This is a genomic window from Shewanella sp. 1180_01, assembly GCF_052850535.1.
The window spans coordinates 1-24,782 of the sequence record NZ_VXCT01000027.1 but is presented as its reverse complement, the minus strand read 5'-3'; the positions used below and the strand labels follow the sequence as shown (position 1 = coordinate 24,782).

Annotated in this window: 15 protein-coding genes and 1 pseudogene; 12 read left to right on the top strand and 4 right to left on the bottom strand. The window is 47.7% G+C overall.

The window, feature by feature from the left end:
- The first annotated feature begins 127 nt into the window (after positions 1–127).
- Positions 128–961 carry a substrate-binding periplasmic protein gene (locus tag FW758_RS14425; RefSeq protein ID WP_446445769.1) on the top strand — a complete coding sequence of 278 codons (834 nt, stop codon included), beginning with the start codon at positions 128–130 and terminating at the stop codon, positions 959–961.
- A gap of 111 nt (positions 962–1,072) precedes the next feature.
- Here the strand turns inward: FW758_RS14425 and FW758_RS14420 are convergent, their stop codons facing one another.
- Both FW758_RS14420 and FW758_RS14415 read right to left on the bottom strand, forming a co-directional pair.
- A complete protein-coding gene (locus tag FW758_RS14420) occupies positions 1,073–2,872 on the bottom strand; it encodes a GGDEF domain-containing protein (RefSeq protein WP_446445768.1) in 1,800 nt (599 codons plus the stop codon).
- Between the two features lie 45 nt (positions 2,873–2,917).
- On the bottom strand, positions 2,918–3,946 hold the full coding sequence (locus tag FW758_RS14415; protein WP_446445752.1) for an ABC transporter substrate-binding protein: 1,029 nt from the start codon (positions 3,944–3,946) through the stop codon (positions 2,918–2,920).
- A gap of 752 nt (positions 3,947–4,698) precedes the next feature.
- On the opposite strand from FW758_RS14415, the gene FW758_RS14410 reads away from it, so the two are divergent.
- The 4 genes from FW758_RS14410 to FW758_RS14395 all read left to right on the top strand — a co-directional run bounded on the left by FW758_RS14410 (position 4,699) and on the right by FW758_RS14395 (position 9,576).
- On the top strand, positions 4,699–5,598 hold the full coding sequence (locus FW758_RS14410) for a TIR domain-containing protein (RefSeq protein WP_446445751.1): 900 nt from the start codon (positions 4,699–4,701) through the stop codon (positions 5,596–5,598).
- Positions 5,599–6,085: 487 nt separating this feature from the next.
- Positions 6,086–7,612: a YifB family Mg chelatase-like AAA ATPase gene (locus FW758_RS14405; RefSeq protein ID WP_446445750.1), complete on the top strand. Its 1,527-nt coding sequence runs from the start codon at positions 6,086–6,088 to the stop codon at positions 7,610–7,612.
- Positions 7,613–7,721: 109 nt separating this feature from the next.
- Positions 7,722–8,618, top strand: coding sequence for an acyltransferase (locus FW758_RS14400; RefSeq protein WP_320127178.1), 897 nt, complete (start codon positions 7,722–7,724; stop codon positions 8,616–8,618).
- A 13-nt stretch (positions 8,619–8,631) separates the two neighbouring features.
- A complete protein-coding gene (locus tag FW758_RS14395) occupies positions 8,632–9,576 on the top strand; it encodes an acyltransferase (RefSeq protein WP_446445749.1) in 945 nt (314 codons plus the stop codon).
- Positions 9,577–9,583: 7 nt separating this feature from the next.
- Here the strand turns inward: FW758_RS14395 and FW758_RS14390 are convergent.
- Positions 9,584–9,880 (bottom strand): annotated as a pseudogene (locus FW758_RS14390) (DUF523 domain-containing protein); the annotation flags it as partial.
- A gap of 367 nt (positions 9,881–10,247) precedes the next feature.
- Between FW758_RS14390 and FW758_RS14385 the strand changes: the two are divergent.
- The 7 genes from FW758_RS14385 to FW758_RS14355 all read left to right on the top strand — a co-directional run bounded on the left by FW758_RS14385 (position 10,248) and on the right by FW758_RS14355 (position 23,268).
- Positions 10,248–11,015: a GntR family transcriptional regulator gene (locus tag FW758_RS14385; RefSeq protein ID WP_006084449.1), complete on the top strand. Its 768-nt coding sequence runs from the start codon at positions 10,248–10,250 to the stop codon at positions 11,013–11,015.
- 51 nt (positions 11,016–11,066) lie between these two features.
- Positions 11,067–11,945, top strand: a complete 879-nt coding sequence (gene prpB / locus FW758_RS14380; protein WP_446445748.1) for a methylisocitrate lyase — start codon at positions 11,067–11,069, stop codon at positions 11,943–11,945.
- A 275-nt stretch (positions 11,946–12,220) separates the two neighbouring features.
- A complete protein-coding gene (gene prpC / locus FW758_RS14375) occupies positions 12,221–13,348 on the top strand; it encodes a bifunctional 2-methylcitrate synthase/citrate synthase (RefSeq protein ID WP_446445747.1) in 1,128 nt (375 codons plus the stop codon).
- 80 nt (positions 13,349–13,428) lie between these two features.
- Positions 13,429–16,032, top strand: a complete 2,604-nt coding sequence (gene acnD, locus FW758_RS14370; protein WP_446445746.1) for a Fe/S-dependent 2-methylisocitrate dehydratase AcnD — start codon at positions 13,429–13,431, stop codon at positions 16,030–16,032.
- A gap of 160 nt (positions 16,033–16,192) precedes the next feature.
- Complete coding sequence (gene prpF, locus FW758_RS14365; RefSeq protein WP_446445745.1) at positions 16,193–17,416, top strand: 2-methylaconitate cis-trans isomerase PrpF; 1,224 nt, start codon at positions 16,193–16,195, stop codon at positions 17,414–17,416.
- A gap of 55 nt (positions 17,417–17,471) precedes the next feature.
- Entirely contained in the window at positions 17,472–18,335 is an 864-nt protein-coding gene (locus tag FW758_RS14360) for an isocitrate lyase/PEP mutase family protein (RefSeq protein ID WP_446445744.1), read from the top strand.
- Between the two features lie 406 nt (positions 18,336–18,741).
- Positions 18,742–23,268 (top strand): EAL domain-containing protein, encoded by a 4,527-nt coding sequence (locus FW758_RS14355; RefSeq protein ID WP_446445743.1) that lies wholly within the window; start codon positions 18,742–18,744, stop codon positions 23,266–23,268.
- Positions 23,269–23,337: 69 nt separating this feature from the next.
- Here FW758_RS14355 and FW758_RS14350 read toward each other — a convergent pair whose 3' ends face one another.
- A complete protein-coding gene (locus tag FW758_RS14350) occupies positions 23,338–24,438 on the bottom strand; it encodes a branched-chain amino acid aminotransferase (protein ID WP_446445742.1) in 1,101 nt (366 codons plus the stop codon).
- Between the last annotated feature and the right edge of the window lie 344 nt (positions 24,439–24,782).

The window sequence follows — 24,782 nt, the reverse complement described above, 5'->3', positions numbered from 1 at the left end:
GTGTCAGCTGAATAAAATATTCTCATGCCGAATGTCAAGTTTACTTGGTTCGACAAAAGTTCAACGAGGTAAATTAATTGTTGCCGCTTTGCTACACTCATTAAAAGATACGAGAGGTTTCAATCTCATGATACGTTTATTATATCTGCTCATTTTTAACCTATGCGTGACTCTGCTCTCGCTGCCCGCATATGGCACAGCTGCACATCCAAGTTCGAAATTACGCTTCTGTGTCGAAGACACAGAATACCCACCATTCAATTATTTTGTGCGACTAAATGGCATGAAAACTACCGAACTTGGCGGCTATGATATTGATTTACTAGCACGTACATTTAAGCCCATAGGAATTAACTATGAAGTGGTGGCATTACCTTGGCGACGTTGTTTAAAAGACGTTTTGGATGGCAATATCGATGGCGCTATGAGCGCATCGCTAGATCCACAACGTATGAGAGATTATATCCCATCTGATGCTTATTATTACCTCACCCCGAGTTATTTTTATCTTAAGGCCGATTTTGGCCCGCAATTTCATGTAGATGATATCAATCAGCTCGCGAAATTTGGTACCGTCTGCGGGATTAATGGCTTTAATTACACCAACTTTGGCTGGAGAAAAGACACACCAATTAGTGAAATTAGCTCGTTACGGATTTTGCCCCAAATGCTTATCAAGCATAGGTGTCATTTTTTTCTCGCAAGGAGGCAGATTATAGCAGGTACACTAGCACTTAATCATGATGGGCCTATGCCAAACTCATTAACTTCAAACCCTTCGCCTACGAATCTACAGGAGCCTTTTTACATGTTGATTTCGAAACGCTCTCCTGAAAGCACACTGATTGAAAAAGAGTTTAACTATAGAGTTAAGCAGTTACGTGATACTAAGCAGTTGGAAGCTCTATTCCAAGCTCATCTACAAAAATTGGTTAACCAGGATGATAAGCGCAAAAAATAGGGTGGGAGAGCAGCTTATAAGCTCTTGACTCTGATCTTGTGGTTAGTCGCTTCTCATAACGGGTTAACTCCTAAATTTAGCGGCTCATTTAGTAAACTAGAAAAAACTTACTCAATACGTCCTTGTGTTACATGCCTCAACCTCAACTCTATTGCGACCTTTATCCTTAGCGCGATAGAGGCAAACATCGGCGCGGCGTAACACGTCGGCCATCTTAAGCCCCGAGACCTTATCTAATGGCAAAAACACGCTGCCAATACTAATCGTCACCACAGCCAAGGGAGAAGCTTGATGGGGAATATTGAGTTGCTCGACGAGATAACACAGCTGCGTGGCAATGGCCGTTAACTGTGCCGGCGTTACGTGCTCAACAACTAAGGCAAACTCTTCGCCCCCGATGCGCGCCAACAAAGCATTGTGCGGCAGGATATCGCACTGCGCTAAGGCATCCGCCACGCGTTTAAGCACGACATCGCCTTCGAGATGACCGTAAGTGTCATTGTAGGGTTTGAAATAATCGACGTCCAACATAAACAGTCCCGCTGGCGTCTTGGTCTGTAGCACAGCCTTTAGCCTTTCGGTAAAAGGACGTCTATTCGCTAACCCAGTCAACTCATCGGTTTCGGCCTTTTCTTTCAATTGAGTATTGGCAGTAACCAGCGCTTGTTGCAGCACTATCATCTGCCGCTCTTTTTGCTCGCGCAGCAGTAACTCGTTCAATGCGGACGCAAACTGAGTCAGCATATTCTTTTTCTGGGCATTCCAGTTCAGTGGCCGCGACACCGTCGACAGCGAGAGTAATCCCAATAACTCTCCGGCATTTTTAATCGCAAAGGCAGCAATAGAGCAAATGCCCACGGATTTCATCACCTCATATTCCTGTGGTGAAAAGTCCTTTAACGCCTCAAGATCCTCAATCACTAAGGTCGATTCTGTCTCGAATTTTTTAGCAAGCTGAGTAATGTTGTCCACCGAAATCCCTTGGACCTTGTTAGCATGTAACTCGCTGGTCCAAAAACTGCGGTAATAAGCATGCTGTTGATGAAATTCGAGAATGCTCACCCTCTCAACATCAAACAACTGACCTATTCTGTGGCACACCTCAGCTAAGGTTTTATCCACATTGCAGGTATCGATACTCAAAAATTGCAACGAAATCTCTGCCAGCAACTGATTCGACTGCGACTGCCAATCTAGTTCTTTGGTCCGCTCTTTCACTAAGTCCGACAATAAATGCTGCTGTTGCTGTAACGCACGTTGATGGCGTTTATTGATGGCGAGGTCGTTACGTATCCTTTGATACATGGCCTTAAGTGACAATGCCACATGGGAGATCTCGTCAGGACTGGCGGTCACCGTCTCTGGCACAGATAACTTCTTTAGCGATTTAAGATTGATTTTATTAGTAAAATCTTCCAATGCCGACAATCTATCCGTCACCATGAGTCGCACTAAGGTCAAGATCAAATAGATCATCAGCAGGGTCTTTAAGCCATTGCCAAGCACAATAAAAATCAACTGCCGCCACAGCTCGTAGTAAAGCTGGTTGGTGTCTAAGCCTACGGTTAAGGTTGCGATCAGCTGATCTTGATAAGTCACAGGATAATGAAACAGGGTTTGCGACTCGTCGTCGGTTAACAGCGGTTTACCCAGCTGCATAGTGACACCGTCGATACTGTCTAAATGCACACTCGACACTAACGGCATCATCCCTAAACCAGAGAGCAAATCAGATAGCAGGCTGCGGTCAACGTCCCACAGCGACTTCGCCACACTCGGCAGAATAGATTCTGAATATTCGCGGATATCCGACGTGGCATTGTCGATACTATCCTGATAGTTCCAAATCAACTGCACCAGCATAGTTAACACAGCAAAAAATGAGCTCACCCCGATAATGGTCAGCGTCATCTTATGACTAATAGAATGATTTCGATGCTTCATGTACACCCGTTATTACGCCTTGAAGGGCAACTTATTCAAAATCTGAGACTGGAAAATCTGTGGCCAATCCCGAGCAACTAACATTTGATAAAATGCCGAATCAGGCAGTAAAACGCCGAACAAGGTGACATTGTCATAGGGAATATAGTGCTTATGCTGCTGATAATATTGCAACTCGACTAAAGCTAACGCGCCAGCCATAAAGTGCCCGCCACCAATAATGCTCACCGAGTGTTGGCGACAAAGCTGTAAAATCTCGGGGGACGTATTGATCGTACTGACAAATACATCCCTACCCGAGACTAAGCCTTTTTCCTTCAATGCTTTAAGCACTCCAATCGCCATACGATCACTGGCGGTCCAAATCACATTCAGATCGGGATAACGATTCAGTAGGGTTAACGCTTGACCATAAGCCACAGCGTCGCTCCACTGGCCATAAACCGTTTGAGTCAGAGTGGCATTGGGCTGCATAAAGAAATAATCACTGGCGCCTTGGGTACATGGCACTGAAGCAGGCGTCGATTTATCGCCCGAAATCAACAGAACTTTAGCTGGCTTTCCCTCTAAGTCGTCCATTAAGCCCTTAGCGGTCGCCGAACCAATGGCGTAATTATCGGGAATAATGGCGGGTAACAGATATTCTTGCCAATGGGGATCTTGCAGTAGCGCATCACGCTCACCGATGGAAATATCATTTAAAATCAATTGCACGTAGATAGGATGTGGGGAAAGCGCTTGCAGCATTTTTATCGCGGATTGTTTTTCATTAACCAGAATAACGTAATTGGGTAGTACTTTTGCAGAAGCTAACAACTCATCGAGTTGGGTGATCATCTTGAAATGATTGCGATCGGAATGAATGATTTCGAGCTTAATATTGAGTGTCGTCGATGCCTCCAACATCAATTGGTCGACGTCCCCCCAAAAACTGTCATCGGCAGCCCCCGGATTAAAAAATACAACATCGAGTTTTGCCCAAGCCGCCCCACCAAAACCCGCAGTACAGATAAACACACACGCTAACATCCACGAACGCATAGGCGAGTTCTCCTCGACCATGTTCCCTCAAATGTCATCCTTCACAAGAGGTCACTTTATTATTATCGAATCACAACCTTGTTACCGCATCGCCGCCCAAAATGTTGCTAAAACCAGCAGCAGATGTTTCGATTAAACCACAAAATGATACAAAGTATACTTTATATGCTGACTATTTATTCCGACACCCAGTCGGTATAAGGAAATCGCGTGGATCCGTAGCAGAATATTTATGAGTCATTGCAGACTATCTTATGGGTCAGTCTTACGGCCTAACGGCCGAGGTGAATCAAGGTCGTGGGGGGGGGAGGAACAATGATTTTCAGTTATAGAGTCGACCAAATGAGACTACTCACCCAATCTCATTGAATGAGCCCCTCAAGACGTCACAAACTGAATTGAAATCATTTGCTCAATGCTCAAATTCACATTGTTATTCCAGTGACTCGCCATTAACTCGTCCCTGAGGGCTCGACGACGGCATCCATGCCGTCAACGGTCACTTACATACCAATGTGAATTCGCTAGCTTCGGTGTATCTTTCGAGATAACAGTGCATTCTTTAGCTTTGATAGTGTTGGTTATTAGAGCTTAAAAGATATACTGATCAACTCTGGTACACGCATCAGGTACGTACCATGCAAATCAATACACTATTTGAATTTACATACGAAAAATTACAATCTAAAACCTTTTTCTACATTCTAAGCGTATGTTAAAGTCTAATAAAATCAGTACAATGAGGTATTGCAATGAGTAGGCTACCAAGAATATTTATCGGGTCATCATCAGAAAGTTATGAAGTCGCTTCAGCTTGTAACGCCTGTATGGACAGAAGTGCAGAAGGAACATTATGGCCAAAGATATTTGAACCCGGCGGTAGTACACTTTCATCGCTGAATGAAAAAGCTAACAATGTTGATTTTGCTCTATTTATTTTCACACCCGACGATTTAACGGTGATGCGTGGTAATGAAAAACCATCGATTAGAGATAACGTATTATTTGAGCTTGGTCTTTTTATAGGAGCAATAGGTCAGGAGCGATGTTTTATTCTTAGGCCAAGAGGTAGTGACTTTTTCATGCCCAGCGATCTGCTTGGTATAAACACTCAAGATTACAACGCAAATCGCTCTGATAATGAAATTGAGTCAGCAGTTAGCGCGGCCTGTTCGGCCTTCTTGAAACAGATGGCAAAACTTGGCCATTTTGTTAAAAAGACAAATGATTTTATTAAAAATCCACAGTTGCATAAGACATATGAACTTAATGAACTATCGCTAGAAATAATAGGAATCCTATTACCCTCTGTCACAAATGGAGAATTGTTTACTTATAATGAGCTTAATTCAAAATTAAAACACATTGCTCTACACAAATTCGATCTTGCTATAATCAAACTAGAGCGATTATCTTTAATTGAAAAATCAATCGATTCGGATTGGAATGGTAATGAATGGGTTGGCTATCGCTTAACTTCGGATGGTGTTGAATACGCTTTAGAACATGAAGAACATCTCGATAAAATAAATACGCCCATGCCTCAATATCTTCCTCCACAAAACACTTACATACTTCCACCAGTTACTCCAATTCTACCGCCAGAACTTCCATCCATAACACCTATTCCACCACCAAAGCTTCAAGATTAAGCATTACAAAAAAGCAAAACATGATTTTGGACATTAGGAACTATCAACATCAAAGCTAAAGGAATACACCATCCCCTCGGAGTTGCCGCAGGGCGAATGAAAGTCAGTGATTTTCGCGTTTATGAGCGAGAGGTAAGGATTGCCGAACTGGAGTGATTTACATGGATGTAAAGTGAGGACTTCAGAATCAATAGCACATTTGGCAATGAGCACAAGGGGCTTTCAACTCCGTTAGGGGCGTCATGGAGAATCCAAGGAATGTAGGACGAGCAGTCCTTCTTGGTCGACTCTTGATTAAAAAATTAGGGGGGGGTGAAGCCCCACGACTTTAACTTTAATCAAAACGAACACCCGAACTTAAAACTTAACCTCATAAAGCCCACTGTTTGGTGCAACCAAACGGCAATCCCCATAGATGGCGAAGCCATAATCCCAATTACTGCTACACTCAAATTCTGCGCGAAATGAACCACAAAAGGATTTGTTTATGGCGATTGCCTGCGTCAATACCCGAGCCAGTTGTGGGGTCGAAGCGCCCCAAGTCACAGTTGAAGTGCATCTCAGTAACGGCTTACCGGCATTTAATCTAGTGGGATTACCCGAAGCGTCGGTGAAAGAAGCCCGCGAGCGGGTGCGCAGCGCGCTGATTAATGCAGGATTCGAGTTTCCGATGCGGCGGATAACCGTTAACCTCGCGCCAGCAGATTTACCTAAACAAGGTGGCCGCTACGATTTACCCATCGCCGTGGGCATATTGGCCGCCTCGGAACAAATCCCTGCTAATAGTTTAAAAAATCTTGAGTTTGTCGGTGAGTTGGCACTGTCTGGGCACATACGTTATTGCCAAGGATTACTACCGGCGATTATCGCCGCTAAGCGCCAAGACCATACCTTGATATTGCCGCTGGATAATCGCCACGATGCCGAGTTAGTCGGCTATCCTAATGTGTTGTTTGGCTCGCACCTTCAAAGTCTGGCCGCCTATTTACAGGGGCAAAACCAACTGCCGACGTTAGCGCCGCAATTAGAATGGATAAGCCAAGAGACGCCTGAGTCCCATACCTGCCTGAGCGATGTGATTGGCCAATATCAGGCCAAGCAAGCACTCGAAATTGCCGCGGCGGGAAACCATAACCTCCTGATGCTTGGCCCGCCAGGTACGGGCAAAACCATGCTTGCCAGCCGCATGATGGCGCTATTGCCCGCGCTTAATTATGAGGAAGCATTAGAAGTGGCGGCGATTCATTCCGTTGCCGGACTCGACATTAAGCCGCAGCATTTTTTACAGCGACCATTTCGCTCGCCACACCACACAAGTTCATCGATATCCCTCGTGGGTGGCGGCAGTATTCCCAAACCCGGTGAAATTTCCCTCGCCCACCGTGGCGTGCTGTTTTTAGATGAAGTTGCCGAATTTCCTCGGAAAGTCTTAGATTGCCTGCGCGAGCCGATGGAGACCGGCGAAGTGGTGATTTCCCGCGCCGCCGCTAAGCTGACATTTTTGAGTCGCTTCCAACTAATCGCGGCGATGAATCCCAGCCCGAGCGGTGATATTGATAGCCAACACAGATCGAGCCCCGAACAGATTCAGCGTTATCTTTCACGACTTTCGGGCCCATTTCTCGACCGCTTCGATTTAACCATTGAAGTCCCCAAGCTCCCCGCGGGCACCTTAACTCAAGCCGCGCCGCAAACAGAGACCAGCCAAGATATCGCCAAACGGGTCAAACTAGCGCGTGAGCTGCAACTCGCCCGCGCTGGCGTGCTCAATAGTGAACTCACAGGGAAACAATTGAAACGCTTTAGCGGACTCAGTGACGCTGATTTAGTGTTTTTGGAACAAAGCGTGGTAAAGCTTGGCCTCTCGGTTCGCAGCTTCCACCGTATACAAAGAGTCGCGCGCACTATTGCCGATCTGGAACAAGTGCCTAACACAGAACGCCGCCATATTGCCCAAGCACTGGGTTATCGCGCTATGGATAGATTACTCGCCCGCTTATCCCAGCAATATTGAGTTTTCGCGGGAACAAATGTTAACAAATGCACCGACCAGCAGTGCCTAAGATTGAGCCAAACGCCGACACCGAGTAACATAGGCCTCCAATTTTTGTCAGGGGGCTCGGATGGGAACGCTGTTTTCACAGATAAAAGGCTGTATCGCATTTTTAGGCTACGTTATAAATACCGTCTTTTGGACAATCCCAATCCTGTTGGTCAGTTTTATAAAACTGATACCTATCAGTTCGTTAAGGACTGCAACTAGCCATGTACTCGACTTTTGTGCCAGCGCTTGGATCAGTGTTAATGGCGTAATTGAACGCTGCTTACATCCCGTTAAGATTGAACTGAGTGGTGACACCGACTTTTCCACTAAAGAGTGGTACATGGTGATAGCCAACCACCAGTCTTGGGTGGATATCCTGATCCTGCAGCGGATTTTTAATCGAAAAATCCCTTTCTTGAAGTTTTTCCTCAAGCAAGAACTGATTTTTGTGCCGATTTTAGGCCTAGCTTGGTGGGCGCTCGATTTTCCGTTTATGCGCCGTTATAGCACGGCACAGCTACGTAAAAACCCTAAGCTAAAGGGCAAAGACATTGAAATTACACGTAAAGCCTGTGCTAAGTTCAAGGCTAAACCGGTAAGTGTGATGAACTTTGTCGAAGGCACCCGCTTCAGCAAGGCTAAGCATCAAAAGCAGAACTCACAGTTCCAACATTTGTTAAAACCTAAAGCAGGCGGCATGGCCTTCGCACTATCGGCCATGGGTGAACAGATCCACAAGCTCGTCGATGTCTCCATTTATTACCCAGACGCAGTGCCAAGCTATTGGGACTACCTGACAGGTAAGTTGCCAAGCGTTAAAGTACACATCAAGGTCTCTGATATTGATCCTGCGATGCGCGGCGATTATATGAATGACCGCGATTTTAAAATTGGCTTCCAAGAACAACTGAATCAACTCTGGCTCACTAAGGATCAAGTGTTAAGCCAACTCGCTAGCCAAGCGAATAAAGAATAAAGGTAACGCCACTATGTTGAATTTCCTGCCCGGGCCAGTGTTGTTTATGCTGAGCTTAAGCTTGCTGATCATTAATACCGCCGTTTGGGGCTCGCTTATCAGCATAGGCGGAGTCGTAAAACTCATGATGCCAGCGCAAAGTGCACGTAATGCGGTGACTGCGGTTATGAATCGTTTTATGTGGGCGTGGGCCTGCTGCAACGGTGGCATTCTGTTTTTGATCGCTAAAATTGAGTGGGATGTCGAAGGGCTCGAAGGACTCGATAAAAACAGCTGGTACTTGCTGATCAGCAACCACCTCAGTGGCTTCGATATCGCCGCGCAAACTTATGTGTTACGCAACCATATTCCTATGTTGAAGTTCTTCCTCAAAAAAGAACTCATCTATGTGCCGATTATGGGACTGGGTTGTTGGGCGCTGGATATGCCATTTATGAACAGAACCAGCCCAGCAAAACTCAAGAAGAACCCAAAGCTTAAGGGCAAAGATTTAGCGACCACACGCCGCGCCTGCGAAAAATTTAAAAATATGCCCACGTCAATCATTAACTATGTTGAAGGCAGCCGGTTTACCCGTGATAAACATCAACGCCAAAACTCGCCTTATCAACATTTGTTACGTCCTAAAGCAGGTGGAATCGCTTTTACCCTATCGGCCATGGGTGAGCAATTTACTAACCTGCTGGATATGACAATTGTCTACCCAGATGCGCCTGACGATATTCTGTTTGGGGTGATGAACGGCAAGGTCAGCAAGATTATCGTGCGGATCAACGCCCTGCCCGTACCTCAAGTCGATCCAACGCGTTATTTCTCTGAGTCTGAGTATCGCGTCGAGTTCCAACGCTGGTTAAACCAAGTGTGGGCGGAAAAAGATCAACAAATTCATGCGTTACTGCAAACAAATCAAAATGTCGCGGATAGCGCCACCAGCACTAATCACACTCAAGCAAGCTAGCTCGTCTCTAGCTTTGCTCTAGTTCAGCAACGCATGCCGCTGCAGCGAATAACTCCAATTCATTGAATACGGTTATCCCTGCTGCACTGAGTTTTTCAGCCGTTAATTCTTGCCCCGCAATTAACTGTTTTACAAATTGACCATCGTAAATCTGCTTATTCCCACAGGATGGACTACGGGCTTTTAAAATCGCCACTTTAATCCCTTGTTGCTGCGCCAGCTTAAGCGCGAGATCGGCTCCCAGACTAAAAGCGTAGGTCACATCCTCACTCTGAGCGGTTAAGATACGCTGCCCAACCCGCTTGCCCGAGTAAACAACTGCTCACTAACACTTTTTCCACTGTCACCTCCAAGCGTGTCATTCCGCCCATAGCATAACGCGAAGGACAAACATGCCAAATGCATTTGGACTATTTCCCCCAAAGCCATCAACACCTGCAACAAGAACGGACGGCAAAAACCACCTCATTGTTGACAATTTAACATTTAAAAATTCATAAGCTAAAATATTAAAATCGAACAAATTAAAATAAAACTATAAAAATCATAACAATAAATAAAAAGCAATTAGGATGTAGACTTACGTCTAAGTAAACACATTGTTGACAATCCACCAAGGGAGGGCTATTTTTTACCCATTGTCGACAATCCTATTAATAGTGATGCGTTCTATGTTGAAGCAAGACACGACGTTCGTTTCTGATGACACTCAAGTTCCCCACCTGCATAAGGTCAAATCGACCTCGGCAGATAAAACGTCGACCACACTCGCCGATCAAATTTTGGTGCAGATCCAAACCAGCATCATCAAAGGCGAACTGCCTGCAGGCAGCAAGATTAACGAGCAAGCACTGGCCGAAAAATACGGCATCAGCCGCGGCCCGACCCGCGAAGCCCTGCAAACCTTAGAAAGACAACGCTTAGTGGTGCGCGCCCCCCATGTTGGCGCCCGCGTCGCACAACTGACAGTGAGCGAACTTAACGATTTATATCAACTTCGTAGCGTACTCGAAGGCATGGCCTGTGAACTGGCCGCCAGTCGTATTACCCCAGAACAATTAGCCAAGTTAGAAGATCTGCTCGCAACGCAAGAAGCGGCACTCGCCAAGGGAGATACCTACTTCCAAGAGGAAGGCGATGTCGATTTTCACTACCAAATTATTCAAGCCAGCGGTAACAAGCATCTGCAAGAAACCTTAGTCGGCGGCCTGTACCACCTGCTACGTATGTATCGCTACCAGTGCACTAATAAAAATCGCCCCGTGAAAGCGATTGCCGAACACAGACGCATAGTCGAAGCCATTGCCCAGCGCGATGGTGAACTCGCCAGTTTGCTGATGCGCCGCCATATCGAACAGGGGCGTAAAAATACCGAATTACGCTTAATTGAATTGCAAGCCAATGCAGCCGCAAAAGAAACCTTAGCCAACATTAGCTAAGTTCTTACGGCTCACTATGCCCACTTCCCATAAATGGAAAAGGATAAAACCATGACCCAAAGCGCAGGATTACGTTTTCGCCAAGCTCTCGCTAAGGCCAAACCGTTACAAATCGTTGGCACCACCAATGCCTATTTTGCCTTGATGGCAGAGCAAACTGGCTTCCAAGCCTTGTATCTTTCGGGCGCTGGCGTTGCCAATGCTTCCTACGGTTTGCCTGACTTAGGTATGACCTCAATGAACGACGTGCTGATCGATGCCGGTCGTATCACCTCAGCCACACAAGCGCCTTTATTGGTCGATATCGATACAGGCTGGGGCGGCGCATTCAATATTGCTCGCACCATCAAAGAATTCGAAAAAGTTGGCGTCGCCGCTGTGCACATGGAAGACCAAGTGTCGCAAAAGCGTTGCGGCCACAGACCTAACAAAGCGGTCGTGAGCATAGAAGAAATGGTCGATCGCATTAAAGCGGCCGTCGATGCCCGTACCGATCCTAACTTTGTGATCATGGCGCGTACGGATGCGGTTGCCGTTGAAGGCTTAGAAGCCGGTATCGAACGCGCGCAAGCCTATATTGCCGCCGGTGCCGACATGATCTTCGCCGAAGCCTTAACTGAGCTAGACCAATATCGCCACTTTAAAGCGCAAGTCAAAGCACCGATTTTGGCCAACATGACCGAATTTGGTCAAACCCAATTGTTCAATAAAGAAGAACTCGCCGAGGCGGGCGCCGACATGGTGCTCTATCCACTCGGTACTTTCCGTGCAGCCAACCAAGCGGCACTGAACGTCATGCAAGCGCTGATGAATGATGGTCATCAACGCAACGTGCTCGACACTATGCAGACCCGTAAAGACTTGTATAAGTATTTGGGCTACCACGCCTTTGAAGACAAGTTAGATCAACTGTTTAGCCAAGATAAATAGCTAAACAAACGAGAAAACAAAATACACAAGACCATGGATTGTCAGTAGAAGCGCAAGCTCATGTTGTTACTGAAACCCAGACGCTTTGCCCCAAGCAGCAAGGCGTCACCGAAAAGCTGCAACCCTACAGGATTTGGCGTTAAAGCAGATTTAACGTTAAACAAGTTACATAAAAAGTGCAGCCTTAACCAATAAATGTCGGCGAATGAACACTCAAAAATAAGTGCATTCATCCACCAGCAATAACCACACAGAGTTAACGGAAGGGAAGGATTATGTCAGAAGCTAAAAAACTAAGCGGCGCAGGACTACGTGGCCAAAGCGCAGGCGAAACCGCATTAAGCACAGTGGGCGTGTCAGGCTCGGGCCTCACGTACCGCGGTTATGATGTGAAAGATCTCGGTGAAAACGCCACCTTCGAAGAAGTCGCCTATCTCATTCTTTACGGCGAGTTGCCCACTCAAGCCCAGCTTGATGCCTACAAAACCAAACTCAAAGGCCTTCGCGGTCTGCCGCAAGCCTTAAAAGAAGTGTTAGAGCGCATTCCTGCCGAAACTCATCCTATGGATGTGATGCGTACTGGTTGCTCTATGCTGGGCAATTTAGAAGCCGAGCACAACTTTAGCGAACAGAGTGAAATCACCGACCGCCTATTGGCTGCGTTCCCATCGATCATCTGTTACTGGTATCGCTTTAGTCACGATGGCGTGCGTATCGACACTGAAACCGATGACGATCAAATTGGCGCACACTTCCTGCACTTATTACATGGTAAAGCGCCGTCGGCACTGCATGCTAAAGTAATGGACGTATCGTTAATTCTTTATGCAGAACATGAATTTAACGCATCAACCTTTACCGCTCGCGTCTGTGCTTCGACTCTGTCAGACATGCATTCATGCGTCACTGGCGCCATTGGTTCACTGCGCGGCCCGCTGCATGGCGGCGCGAACGAAGCGGCGATGGAACTGATCCAAGACATGAAAGATGAAGCCGATGCGCGCAACATCTTAATGGGTAAACTGGAGCGTAAAGATAAGATCATGGGCTTTGGCCACGCGATTTACCGCGATAGCGATCCACGTAATGCCATCATCAAAGAATGGTCAGAAAAACTGGCTGCCGCCAACGGTGACGACCGTCTATACCGCGTATCGGTTGCCTGTGAAGCCCTGATGTGGGAACAGAAAAAACTCTTCTGTAATGCTGATTTTTTCCACGCCAGCGCATACCACTACATGGATATTCCGACTAAGTTGTTCACGCCAATCTTCGTGTGTTCACGCGTCACAGGCTGGGCGGCGCACGTAATGGAGCAACGCTCTAACAACCGCATCATCCGCCCAAGTGCCGATTATGTAGGCGTTGCCCCCCGTAAAGTGGTGCCAATTGCTAACCGTTAAGCAAAACTGACCACACTTGGCGCGAGATTTCACTCAACGTGATGCTCGCGCCGACTTCATTTTCCGAAATGGATGATGTTATGAGCACTGTTATGAACACCCAATATCGCAAGCCCTTACCCGGCACCAAACTCGATTACTTCGATACCCGCGAAGCCGTGGAAGCCATTGAGCCAGGCAGCTACGCCAAGCTGCCTTATACCTCGCGCGTTTTAGCTGAAAACTTAGTCCGCCGCTGCGCGCCTGCGGACTTAACCGCATCGCTAAAACAGATTATCGAATCTAAGCAAGAACTCGATTTCCCTTGGTTTCCTGCCCGTGTGGTGTGCCACGACATTTTAGGCCAAACCGCCTTAGTTGACCTTGCGGGTCTGCGTGATGCGATTGCGGCGAAAGGGGGCGACCCAGCTAAAGTGAACCCAGTGGTGCCAACTCAATTAATTGTCGATCACTCACTCGCTGTCGAATTTGGCGGTTTCGATAAAGACGCCTTTGCTAAAAACCGCGCCATCGAAGACAGACGCAACGAAGACAGATTCCACTTTATTGATTGGACGCAAAAAGCCTTTAAAAACATTGATGTTATCCCTCAGGGTAACGGCATCATGCACCAAATTAACTTAGAGCGTATGTCCCCTGTGGTGCATGCTCGCAATGGCGTGGCCTTCCCCGACACTTTAGTTGGCACCGACAGCCACACGCCACACGTTGATGCTCTGGGCGTTATCGCCATTGGTGTCGGCGGGCTAGAAGCCGAAAGCGTGATGCTGGGACGCGCATCTTATATGCGTCTGCCGGACATTATCGGTGTAGAGCTCACGGGCAGGCCGCAAGCTGGCATCACAGCGACCGATATCGTACTGGCGCTGACCGAGTTTTTACGCGCACAAAAAGTTGTGTCTTCTTACTTAGAGTTCTTCGGCGAAGGCGCCGCAGCGCTGACACTGGGCGATCGCGCCACCATTTCGAACATGACGCCTGAATTTGGCGCCACCGCAGCCATGTTCTATATCGATCAACAAACGCTGGATTATTTGACCTTAACCGGCCGCGAAGCCGAGCAAGTCAAACTGGTTGAAACCTATGCAAAAACTGCAGGTTTGTGGAGCGATGACTTAAAACAGGCCGAATATCCACGCGTACTGCATTTTGATTTATCTTCGGTGGTGCGCACCATTGCAGGACCATCAAACCCACATGCACGGGTGCCAACATCAGAATTGGCTCAGCGCGGCATTAGCGGTGTGGTCGAAAACGAACCCGGCTTAATGCCAGATGGCGCTGTGATCATCGCCGCCATCACTAGCTGTACCAACACCAGCAACCCACGCAACGTGATTGCCGCGGGTCTGATTGCCCGCAACGCCAACGCCAAAGGCTTAACTCGTAAACCTTGGGTCAAAACCTCACTGGCCCCCGGCTCAAAAGCGGTGCAGTTGTATTTGGAAGAAGCCAAGCTATTACCAGAGCTTGAACAGCTCGGTTTTGGCATTGTTGGTTTTGCCTGCACGACATGTAACGGCATGAGCGGCGCGCTGGATCCTGTGATTCAAAAAGAAGTGATCGACCGCGACTTGTACGCCACCGCTGTATTATCGGGTAACCGCAACTTTGATGGCCGTATTCATCCCTATGCTAAACAAGCCTTCTTAGCATCGCCGCCATTGGTCGTCGCCTACGCAATTGCCGGCACCATACGTTTCGATATCGAAAAGGATGTGCTGGGATTAGATCATGATGGTAAACCAGTCAAACTTATCGACATTTGGCCATCGGATGAAGAAATCGATGCCGTGATTGCGACCAGTGTTAAACCTGAGCAGTTCCGCAAAGTGTACGAGCCTATGTTCGATTTAGCCGTCGATTACGGCGAGCAAATTAGTCCGCTGTACGATTGGCGCCCGCAATCTACTTATATTCGTCGCCCACCTTACTGGGAAGGCGCATTGGCGGGTGAACGCGCACTCAAGGGCATGCGGCCACTAGCGGTGCTGGGTGACAACATCACCACCGACCATTTATCGCCGTCGAACGCCATTATGCTCGACAGCGCCGCGGGCGAATACCTGCACAAGATGGGCTTGCCGGAGGAAGACTTTAACTCCTACGCCACCCACAGGGGCGATCACTTAACTGCCCAGCGCGCAACCTTTGCCAATCCTAAACTTAAAAACGAGATGGCAATTATTGACGGTAAAGTGCAACAAGGCTCACTGACGCGTATCGAGCCCGAAGGCCAAGTGACCCGCATGTGGGAAGCGATTGAAACCTATATGGAACGTAAGCAGCCACTGATCATCATAGCGGGCGCAGACTACGGCCAAGGTTCGTCCCGCGACTGGGCAGCCAAAGGCGTGCGTTTAGCGGGCGTTGAGGCCATTGTTGCCGAAGGTTTCGAGCGCATTCATCGCACTAACTTAGTGGGTATGGGCGTGCTGCCGCTGGAATTTAAAGCCGGCGACAACCGCGCGACTTACGCCATCGACGGCACCGAAGTGTTCGATGTCCTCGGCACGCCAGCGCCACGAGCAGATTTGACCGTCGTCATCACCCGTAAAAACGGTGAGCGCATCGAAGTGCCAGTAACCTGTCGTCTCGATACCGCCGAAGAAGTCTCAATCTACGAAGCGGGCGGCGTATTACAACGCTTCGCGCAGGACTTTCTCGAATCGAATCAGGCTTAAATCGAACCTTGTTTGAGCCGAGTCTTGAATCAAGGCTCGGCTCAAGTAAAACGCGAATATCAGCTAAAGATAAGCTAGCTAAACCGAGCGCCAATAACTTCCCCAATTAAGCTACTGGCGCTCATTTGGATTCCATTGGGAGTCCTTTTGGAGTCAATCAATGAATGCTTCAACAACCCACGCGCCACAAATCAAAGTTGCTGCGACCTATATGCGCGGCGGCACCAGTAAAGGCGTGTTTTTCCGTCTGCAGGATTTACCTAAAGCCGCACAAGTTGCTGGCCCTGCCCGTGATGCGCTACTGCTGCGAGTGATTGGCAGCCCAGACGCTTACGGCAAACAAATCGATGGCATGGGCGGCGCCACCTCAAGCACCAGTAAAACCGTGATCCTCTCCCCTAGCACCCAAACCGATCACGATGTCGATTACCTGTTCGGCCAAGTGGCCATCGATAAACCCTTTGTCGATTGGAGTGGTAACTGCGGCAACTTAACCGCCGCCGTCGGCGCCTTTGCCATCAGCAATGGCTTAATTGATACGGCCCGCATTCCACAAAATGGCATCTGCACTGTGCGTATTTGGCAAGCCAACATAGGCAAAACCATTATCGCCCATGTGCCCATCACTAAAGGTGAAGTGCAAGAAACAGGGGATTTTGAGCTCGATGGTGTGACCTTTCCCGCCGCCGAAGTGCAAATCGAATTTATGAATCCGGCTGCTGACGAAGATGCCCATTCTAACGGAGGGGGTAGCAGCATGTTCCCGACGGGCAATGTTGTTGATGTGCTAGAAGTGCCGGGTATTGGCAGCTTTAAGGCCACTATGATTAACGCTGGCATTCCCACCATTTTTATCAATGCTGAGGACTTAGGCTACACAGGCACTGAGCTGCAGGATGATATTAACAGCGACACGGCGGCACTGGCTAAATTTGAAACAATTCGCGCCTATGGCGCTGTGCGTATGGGCTTGATTTCGCATATAGATGAAGCGATTACGCGCCAACATACGCCCAAGGTCGCCTTTGTTGCTAAACCCAAAGCCTATGTGTCATCGAGCGGCAAGCCCGTCAATACCGATGATATCGACTTGCTCGTGCGCGCGCTGTCGATGGGTAAACTGCACCACGCCATGATGGGCACAGCTGCAGTGGCAATTGGCACAGCAGCAGCGATCCCCGGCACCTTAGTTAACTTAGCCGCTAGCGGCGACACTAAGGACAAAATAGATGCGGTGCGCTTTGGTCATCCCTCTGGCACGCTGCGTGTTGGGGCTGAGGCGTCAATGGTTAACGGCGAATGGACAGTTGTTAAAGCCATTATGAGCCGCAGTGCCCGCGTGCTAATGGAAGGTTTTGTGCGAGTACCGAGCGAGTGTTTCTGATCGTTTATCTGGTTTTAGATTCAATAGCTAAAGGCGCGCAAGGAAGAGGATTCAAATGAAAAAAACAACGGCATTACGACAAATGCTCAGTGGTAGCGATATTCACGTCGCCCCAGGCGTTTACGATGGTATGACCGCACGTTTAGCTGAACAAACGGGTTTTAAGCTGATTTATGCCAGTGGCGGCGCGATTGCGAGAAGTTGTGGTTTCCCCGATATAGGCATGCTGAGCTTTAGCGAAGTGCTGCATCGACTCGAGCAAATGGTCGAAGTGACCCAAGTGCCCATCATAGCGGATGCGGATACTGGGTTTGGTAATGCCATCAACGTGAGTCGCACAGTAAAAGCCTTTGAGCGAGCGGGTGTCGCAGCATTGCACTTGGAAGATCAAACCTTTCCAAAGCGCTGCGGCCATCTGAATGATAAATCTTTGGTGAGTACCCAAGAAATGGTGCACAAAATCCGTGTTGCCAAGAATAGCCAAACTGACCCAGATTTTACCTTAATTGCTCGCACTGATGCGATTGCCGTTGAAGGATTCGATGCTGCAATGGAACGCTCACATGCGTATTTAGCAGCGGGTGCCGACGTGATTTTTGTCGAAGCGCCCGAAACCATTGAGCAAATTGAATTGATCGCTAAGCATATTAAGCAGCCTAAGCTCATCAATATGTTCCACAGTGGTAAAACACCGCTGGTGTCGAAGGACAGACTGCAAGCATTGGGATACAAGTTCATTATTATTCCCTCAGACTTACAGCGAGCGACTATCCATGCTTGTCAGCACACCTTACGCACCATTCTCGAGCAAGGTGACAGTGGCAGTATTGCCGAGCAGATGGTGTCGTTTGCAGAGCGTGAGCGGATCATAAATACACAAGCATATTTGGATCTTGACCTTGGCTATGGACGTAACTGAGTCAATGCAAGTTTAACCCTGCCATCTAAACGCTAAAACAGTTCAACCAAAGACCTTGCTTCTCCCCCTTCCGGCAAGGTCTTTTTCTATTCCCCTTCATGATTTTAGTGACTCTGCGCACTGCTTTTCGCTGCATTTGTCGCAGCATCATATGTTGGCCTATCTTAAACAGTGCTAAGATTCTTAAGCTTAAACACGAGAAAAAAAGCTCATCATAACCAGCACAAAGACACTAAAACAGCATATTTGAGCTATCGCGTGATCGATGACTGAATCGCGCCCATCGATTTTGGTTGTTTTTAAACCAAGTCAGCAATTTAAGCTAAAGTTTTTACAATAAAATGGCATTTAAGGTCTAGGCTAAGAACTAAACTAAATAGAAACCTAATCAGGATGGGTCCGTTTTTTGGTAGGGGAAAATTTGAGTCAACTAATCCACAAGCTAGTGCTAGGCGCGCTTTGTATCCTAAGTTTGTGGGGGATCTCGTGCAATGGATTAGCTCAACCATTGAGCGCGGCTTTCACGCAGCTTAAATTTGAACATATTCGCAGTGAAGATGGTCTCAACCAGAATACGATTACCAGCCTGTTTATGGACAGTGCTGGCATGTTGTGGATTGGTACTCAAGATGGTTTGCATGCCTACAACGGTCATGACTTCACCATTTTTACCCATTCCCCCAACGATCCTAGCAGTATTTCAGAAAGTTATGTCTCTGACATTATCCAAGATTCCGAAGGCTACATTTGGGTTTCCACATTCAGCCAAGGGGTTAATCGACTCGATTTGAGTACAGGGACCTTTGAGCACTTTGGCCAAGAACAAGGTCTGACCGATCCCCGCACCACCAAACTCAGCATAGTGGGTAATACACTCTGGATTGGCACTAAAGCAGGACTATTTTCCCTGTCGACCAAAACCAAACGCATTACCCAAGTGAGTTTAGGTAATAGCGTCGAGCCCTATATCACTAGCTTAGCCAATGTTGAAAACACTTACCTGCTGGCAGGTACCCAAGATAGCGGCACCTTTGCCGTCAGTGCAAATACCATCACTCGCTTAAACGTGCCGCAAAATGTTACTGCCTATCAAATTAAAGCGAACTCAGCCTACTCGATCACTTTAGCCCTAGGTGGACAACTATGGCACTACAACTTGGCCTCGCAGCAGGGCGAAATCCTCTGGCAGACTGACGATAACGTGCCTTACATTAAGGATTTTATCCAAACCGAACAGGGTGATTTTTGGGTCGTCGGGCCTGAAGCGGGTCTCATTCAACTCGAGAGAAACGATAAAACATTCACTGCGACCTACCATAGGTATGATTCTAAGCGCACTAACAGTATCAGTGAAAATAACATACTGAGTGTACTACAAGATCCCTTTGGCAACTTATGGCTAGGCGCCAGTTATTCGGGATTAGATAAAATTAATACCCGTCGCCAGTATTTTCAGCATATTTTCGAATACACCACGGAGCTGTCGCAACAGAGCAACAATATTCGCACCTTATTCCGCAGCAAAGATGATGCCCTCTGGATAGGCACTGAAGGCGCAGGGCTTAAGCGCATGTTAGCTAACGGTAAATATGAGCACTATACGGAGCGATTTGCTAACGCCTTAGGGGTGCATCAACGCAATTTAAACCTCACCCTGCGAGATATTGCCCAAGACAAAGCGGGCGTGCTCTGGTTTGCCACTAACTATGGACTTGGTCGACTATCGCCAGAGGGAGATTTCCAATTACTCAAGGTCTCAGCAAGTACAGACCAAGGCTCTGAAGCCAATTACATCCGAAGTTTAGAAATTGATGATCAAGGCCATCTCTGGGTCGCAACGACCCACGCCCTCTATCGCAAGGCTATCGATACCGATGAATTTACTTTTATCTCATTGGCACATATTGATAATTTCCATCCGGCACAAAACCAGTTTTTAATCCTAAGAGCGCACAAAGATACGCTTTGGATAGGCACACTCGATGGCCTGCTGAAACTGGATATGAAAACGGGCATAGGTAAATCTTACTTCCACCAATCCTCAGATAAAAAAAGTCTAATTAACAACCGTGTCCGCGATATTTTGGTGACTCAGGCGGGTGAGGTGTGGTTCGCCACCCATGGCGGGATCAGTAAGTTACCCTCACAAGATGCCGATGCAGGCTTTACTCATTACACCCGCGAGCAGGGATTACCAAGCGATACCATTTACGCCTTACTTGAGGACCAAGAACATAATATTTGGTTTAGCAGCAATGCCGGCATAGGCAAACTTGACCCTAAAACCAATCGCGTCATCATATTCAACGAACAGGAAGGATTGCAGGCACTGGAGTTTAACGGCGGCGTAAAACTCCAGGACAGCGATGGTGATCTTTGGTTTGGTGGCATTAATGGCATCAATCGTTTCAATCCAGAGTCGATTCCAGATCAACGACCCGATGTTAAAGTCGCGCTCACTGGCTATAGCATTGCGGGAAAAGGCCATATGATTCTCGATTTAAGCCGCCCCCCTAGCATAGTGATGGACTATAGCGATCAGCTAATCAGTTTTGAGGTGACCTCATTGGATTTCAGCTACACGGGTAGAAACCGTTTCAGCTATTATCTCGAAGGGTTTGATAACAGATGGCATGAGCTACCCACAGGCAATGAAATCACCTTCACTAACATCAATCCTGGCCATTACCGATTACATGTTCGTCATGGGCTGCAATATAACTCAGAAGGTGCCTATGCGCTGCTTGTCGATCTGAATGTGCAAGCCCCCTTCTATCGCTCTCAGTTCGCCTATGTACTTTACAGCTTACTGACTTTAGGGCTGCTGGCTTGGACTATTATCTGGCGTAGGAACAAACGCCAACAACAACGTGAATTTGAAACCAGTATCCGCGCCTCAGAGGAGCGGCTAAAGCTGGCACTTTGGGCGTCTGGCGATGGCATGTGGGACTGGAACATACCCGAAAACCAAGTCTATCGTACCAATATGGACTCTTCGATTCCCCATTGGAACAGCAGCAATATTGCCCATGAGAGCATGCACTCTGAAGACAGAGAGAGATTCAAACTTGAGCTAAACGAGCACCTTCAAGGCCGCTCGCCTTTCTTCGAAGCCGAGTACCGTGTCGAACGCTCACCGGGTAATTGGGTGTGGATTTTAGACCGTGGCAAAGTGGTTGAAAAAGATAGCCTAGATAACCCAATCCGCATGACAGGGACTAATCGTAATATCACCTCTCGTAAACTGATTGAGAACGAGCTGGTATTGTCCTCGCAAGTGCTCAACAGTATGAATGAAGCGGTTGTCGTTGCGGGCCTAGACTATCGCATTCGCTCGGTTAACCCTGCCTTTTGTGCCATTACTGGCTACACAGAGCGCCAAATCACCGACAGGCATTTCATTCATTTAGCCTTTGGGCGCCAACAGCGTGAATTGTTCAATACCATTGAACAACAGCTACTGCGCCATAAACATTGGGTCGGGGAACTGTGGATCCGCAATAAACAACGGCAGGCGATTTTAGTCTGGCTTGAGATCAACCAAGTTATCGATATTAAAGGTGAAACCAGTCACTTCGTCGCGGTATTTACCGACATCACACAGCGGAAAAAAGCCGAAGAAGATCTGCGTTTCCTCGCCAGTTTCGACACCTTAACGGGCCTGCCAAACCGAACCTTATTCCAAGACAGGCTCAATCACGCGATAACCCAAGCGCATAGGGCGAACAATATCGTCGCCTTACTGTTTTTAGATCTTGACCGCTTTAAACATATCAACGACTCCATGGGGCATCATGTCGGCGATTTACTGCTCAAAGCCGTAGCTAGAAGACTGCAAAATGCAGTGCGCGATGGCGATACGGTCGCACGCCTAGGCGGTGATGAATTTACCATTATTTTAGAAGGGGTGGCGAAAACCAAAGCCGCCACTTTGATCTCAGAGAAAGTACTCAGAGCATTCCAAACGCCCTTCTTATTGGACGATAAAACGCTGACCATTTCGACCTCCATCGGCATCAGTCTCTATCCAAACGATGCCGACAACGCCGACTCGCTGATTAAATTTGCCGATACTGCCATGTACCACGCGAAATCCTCAGGTAGAAATAACTTCCAGTTTTATACTTCTAAGTTAAATGAAATTGCCACTCGCCATGTGCAACTCGAAAGTGGGCTAAAAGAGGCGATTCAGCGCAACGAATTGAGCTTAGTTTATCAGCCTAAGTTCTGTTTAAAGGATGGTTCACTCACTGGAATAGAAGCACTTTTACGTTGGCATCACACTGAACTTGGCCCCATTTCCCCCGTCGAGTTTATTCCGCTGGCGGAAGAAACCGGCATCATCACTCAAATTGGTCATTGGGTGATCAATCAAGCCTGCCAGCAATTAGCCGAATGGAACAGCTTAGGATTCAACGGTATCACAGTCGCCGTTAACCTATCGGCTCGCCAACTTAAGGCCGATATTATCTCCACTATAGAAGTTGCCTTGGCAGTATCAGGTCTCCCGGCACAATCCCTTGAGCTTGAACTGACAGAGTCGATGATCATGGGCAATCCGCAGGAGTCTGTCAGCATTTTATCTAAACTCAAAGCCCTAGGCTTGACCATAGCGGTGGATGATTTTGGGACGGGTTATTCGAGCCTAAGTTATCTCAAACGCTTCCCGATAGACACGCTGAAAATTGATCGAGAGTTCGTCAGAGATATCACCAACGATCCCGACGATGCGGCCATCACCAGCGCCATTATCGCACTCGCCCACAGTTTAGACCTCAACGTTGTCGCCGAAGGCGCAGAGACCCAAGAACAACTCAACTTCTTGGCGATGCAGGGTTGCGATCAAGTACAAGGTTTCTTACTCAGTAAACCCTTAAGTGCCGCGGATTTTTTAACTTTGCTCAAAAATCAATCTAAGCCACAGCCGATTTGATTTGATTTGAGGCGAAGCCTACAAATGTCATCGTCAAAATCAGCCAATAAAAAAGGCTCCTAGGAGCCTTTAATCATCACCACAACATCCACGTTCAACACGCTTAACCCAGCCTTCAGGACCTTGAATGTGGCCCTTTTGGATTTCGGTATACAGTTTGTAGATGCGCTGAACATGCTCGCCCACTTCACCATTACCGACAGTGACTATGTGGCCATCTTCAAAAATGTAGGAACCCACAGCTGAAACCACAGCTGCTGTACCAAAACCACCCGCCTCGATAATTTCACCAGATTCGATATCGGCGATAAATTGATCAAGCATGACAGTCTCTTGGCGCACTTCACAACCAAGCATCTCACCCAATTCCATGATGGATTGCGAGGTGATCGACTTAAGAATGGTATCGGTGAAGGTCGGAATGATCACAGTGCCATCTTTTAAGATGTGGAAATGGTTCATCGCACCCGCTTCTTCAATCTGTTGATTGGTCGAGTCGAGATATAACACTTGCGATGCACCAAAGGCTGCCGCGGCTTTACCCGCACGCAACGACGCCGCATAGTTACCCGCCGCTTTTGAGGCGCCAGTGCCGCCCGATACCGCGCGATGGAAAGTTTTGCTGATCAGTAAGCGTATGCCTTTGTTCACGCCCGCTGCGTAATAAGCACCACTTGGGCTTAATACCACACAGAAGGTATAACGCGTGCTTGGGCTAACAGAGAGACGGTCTTCGGTCGCAAAAATAAAGGGGCGAATATACAGACACGCACCTTCTTGCATCGGGAACCACAGGCGATCGACATCGATCAACGCATTGATCGCATCCATCTGTACTTGTTCATCGATATTAGGAATACAGACGATATCGGCGGAGCGATTCATCCGCTCGGCATTCTTATTAATGCGGAAAGTATAAATCTCACCGTCTTCGTGCATAAAGGCTTTCACGCCTTCGAAGATCGACTGGCCATAATGCAACGCCATTGCACCCGGTGCCATTTCAAATGGACCATAAGGAACGATGCGCGGATCGCACCATTGTCCGTCATGATAATCCATCAAAAACATATGATCGGTTCTGAGGCTACCAAAGCCCACATTCCCCTCGGGCTTGAATTGCTCAGTACGGCGCTCGGACGCAGGTTTTAAATTGTAAGTTATTTCCATCGCATACCACCTTGATTACTGAACAAGCAGACTAGGGAGCGACAGGAATAAAGTCAAGAGGGGCGCGCATATCTATACCCAAACAATCTGAAGATGCAGGATTCAGCGGCTGATGTTAACGGAATGGTAACGCACTTTAGGCAAGGCCCTTTATTGCTCCGGCATAAATGGCATTCACGCCATCCATGGCGATTGCGGTTATTTGCGGACCTAGTGGGCTAAGTTAAAAATAACCAACACAGCATAAAGTGCATTAAAACCCGCCGGGACGGAGCGCCTAGGGCTCAGCCTTTCACACTGCCTTAGATACAAGATAAAACAATCCGCATTGGGTCACACATAAT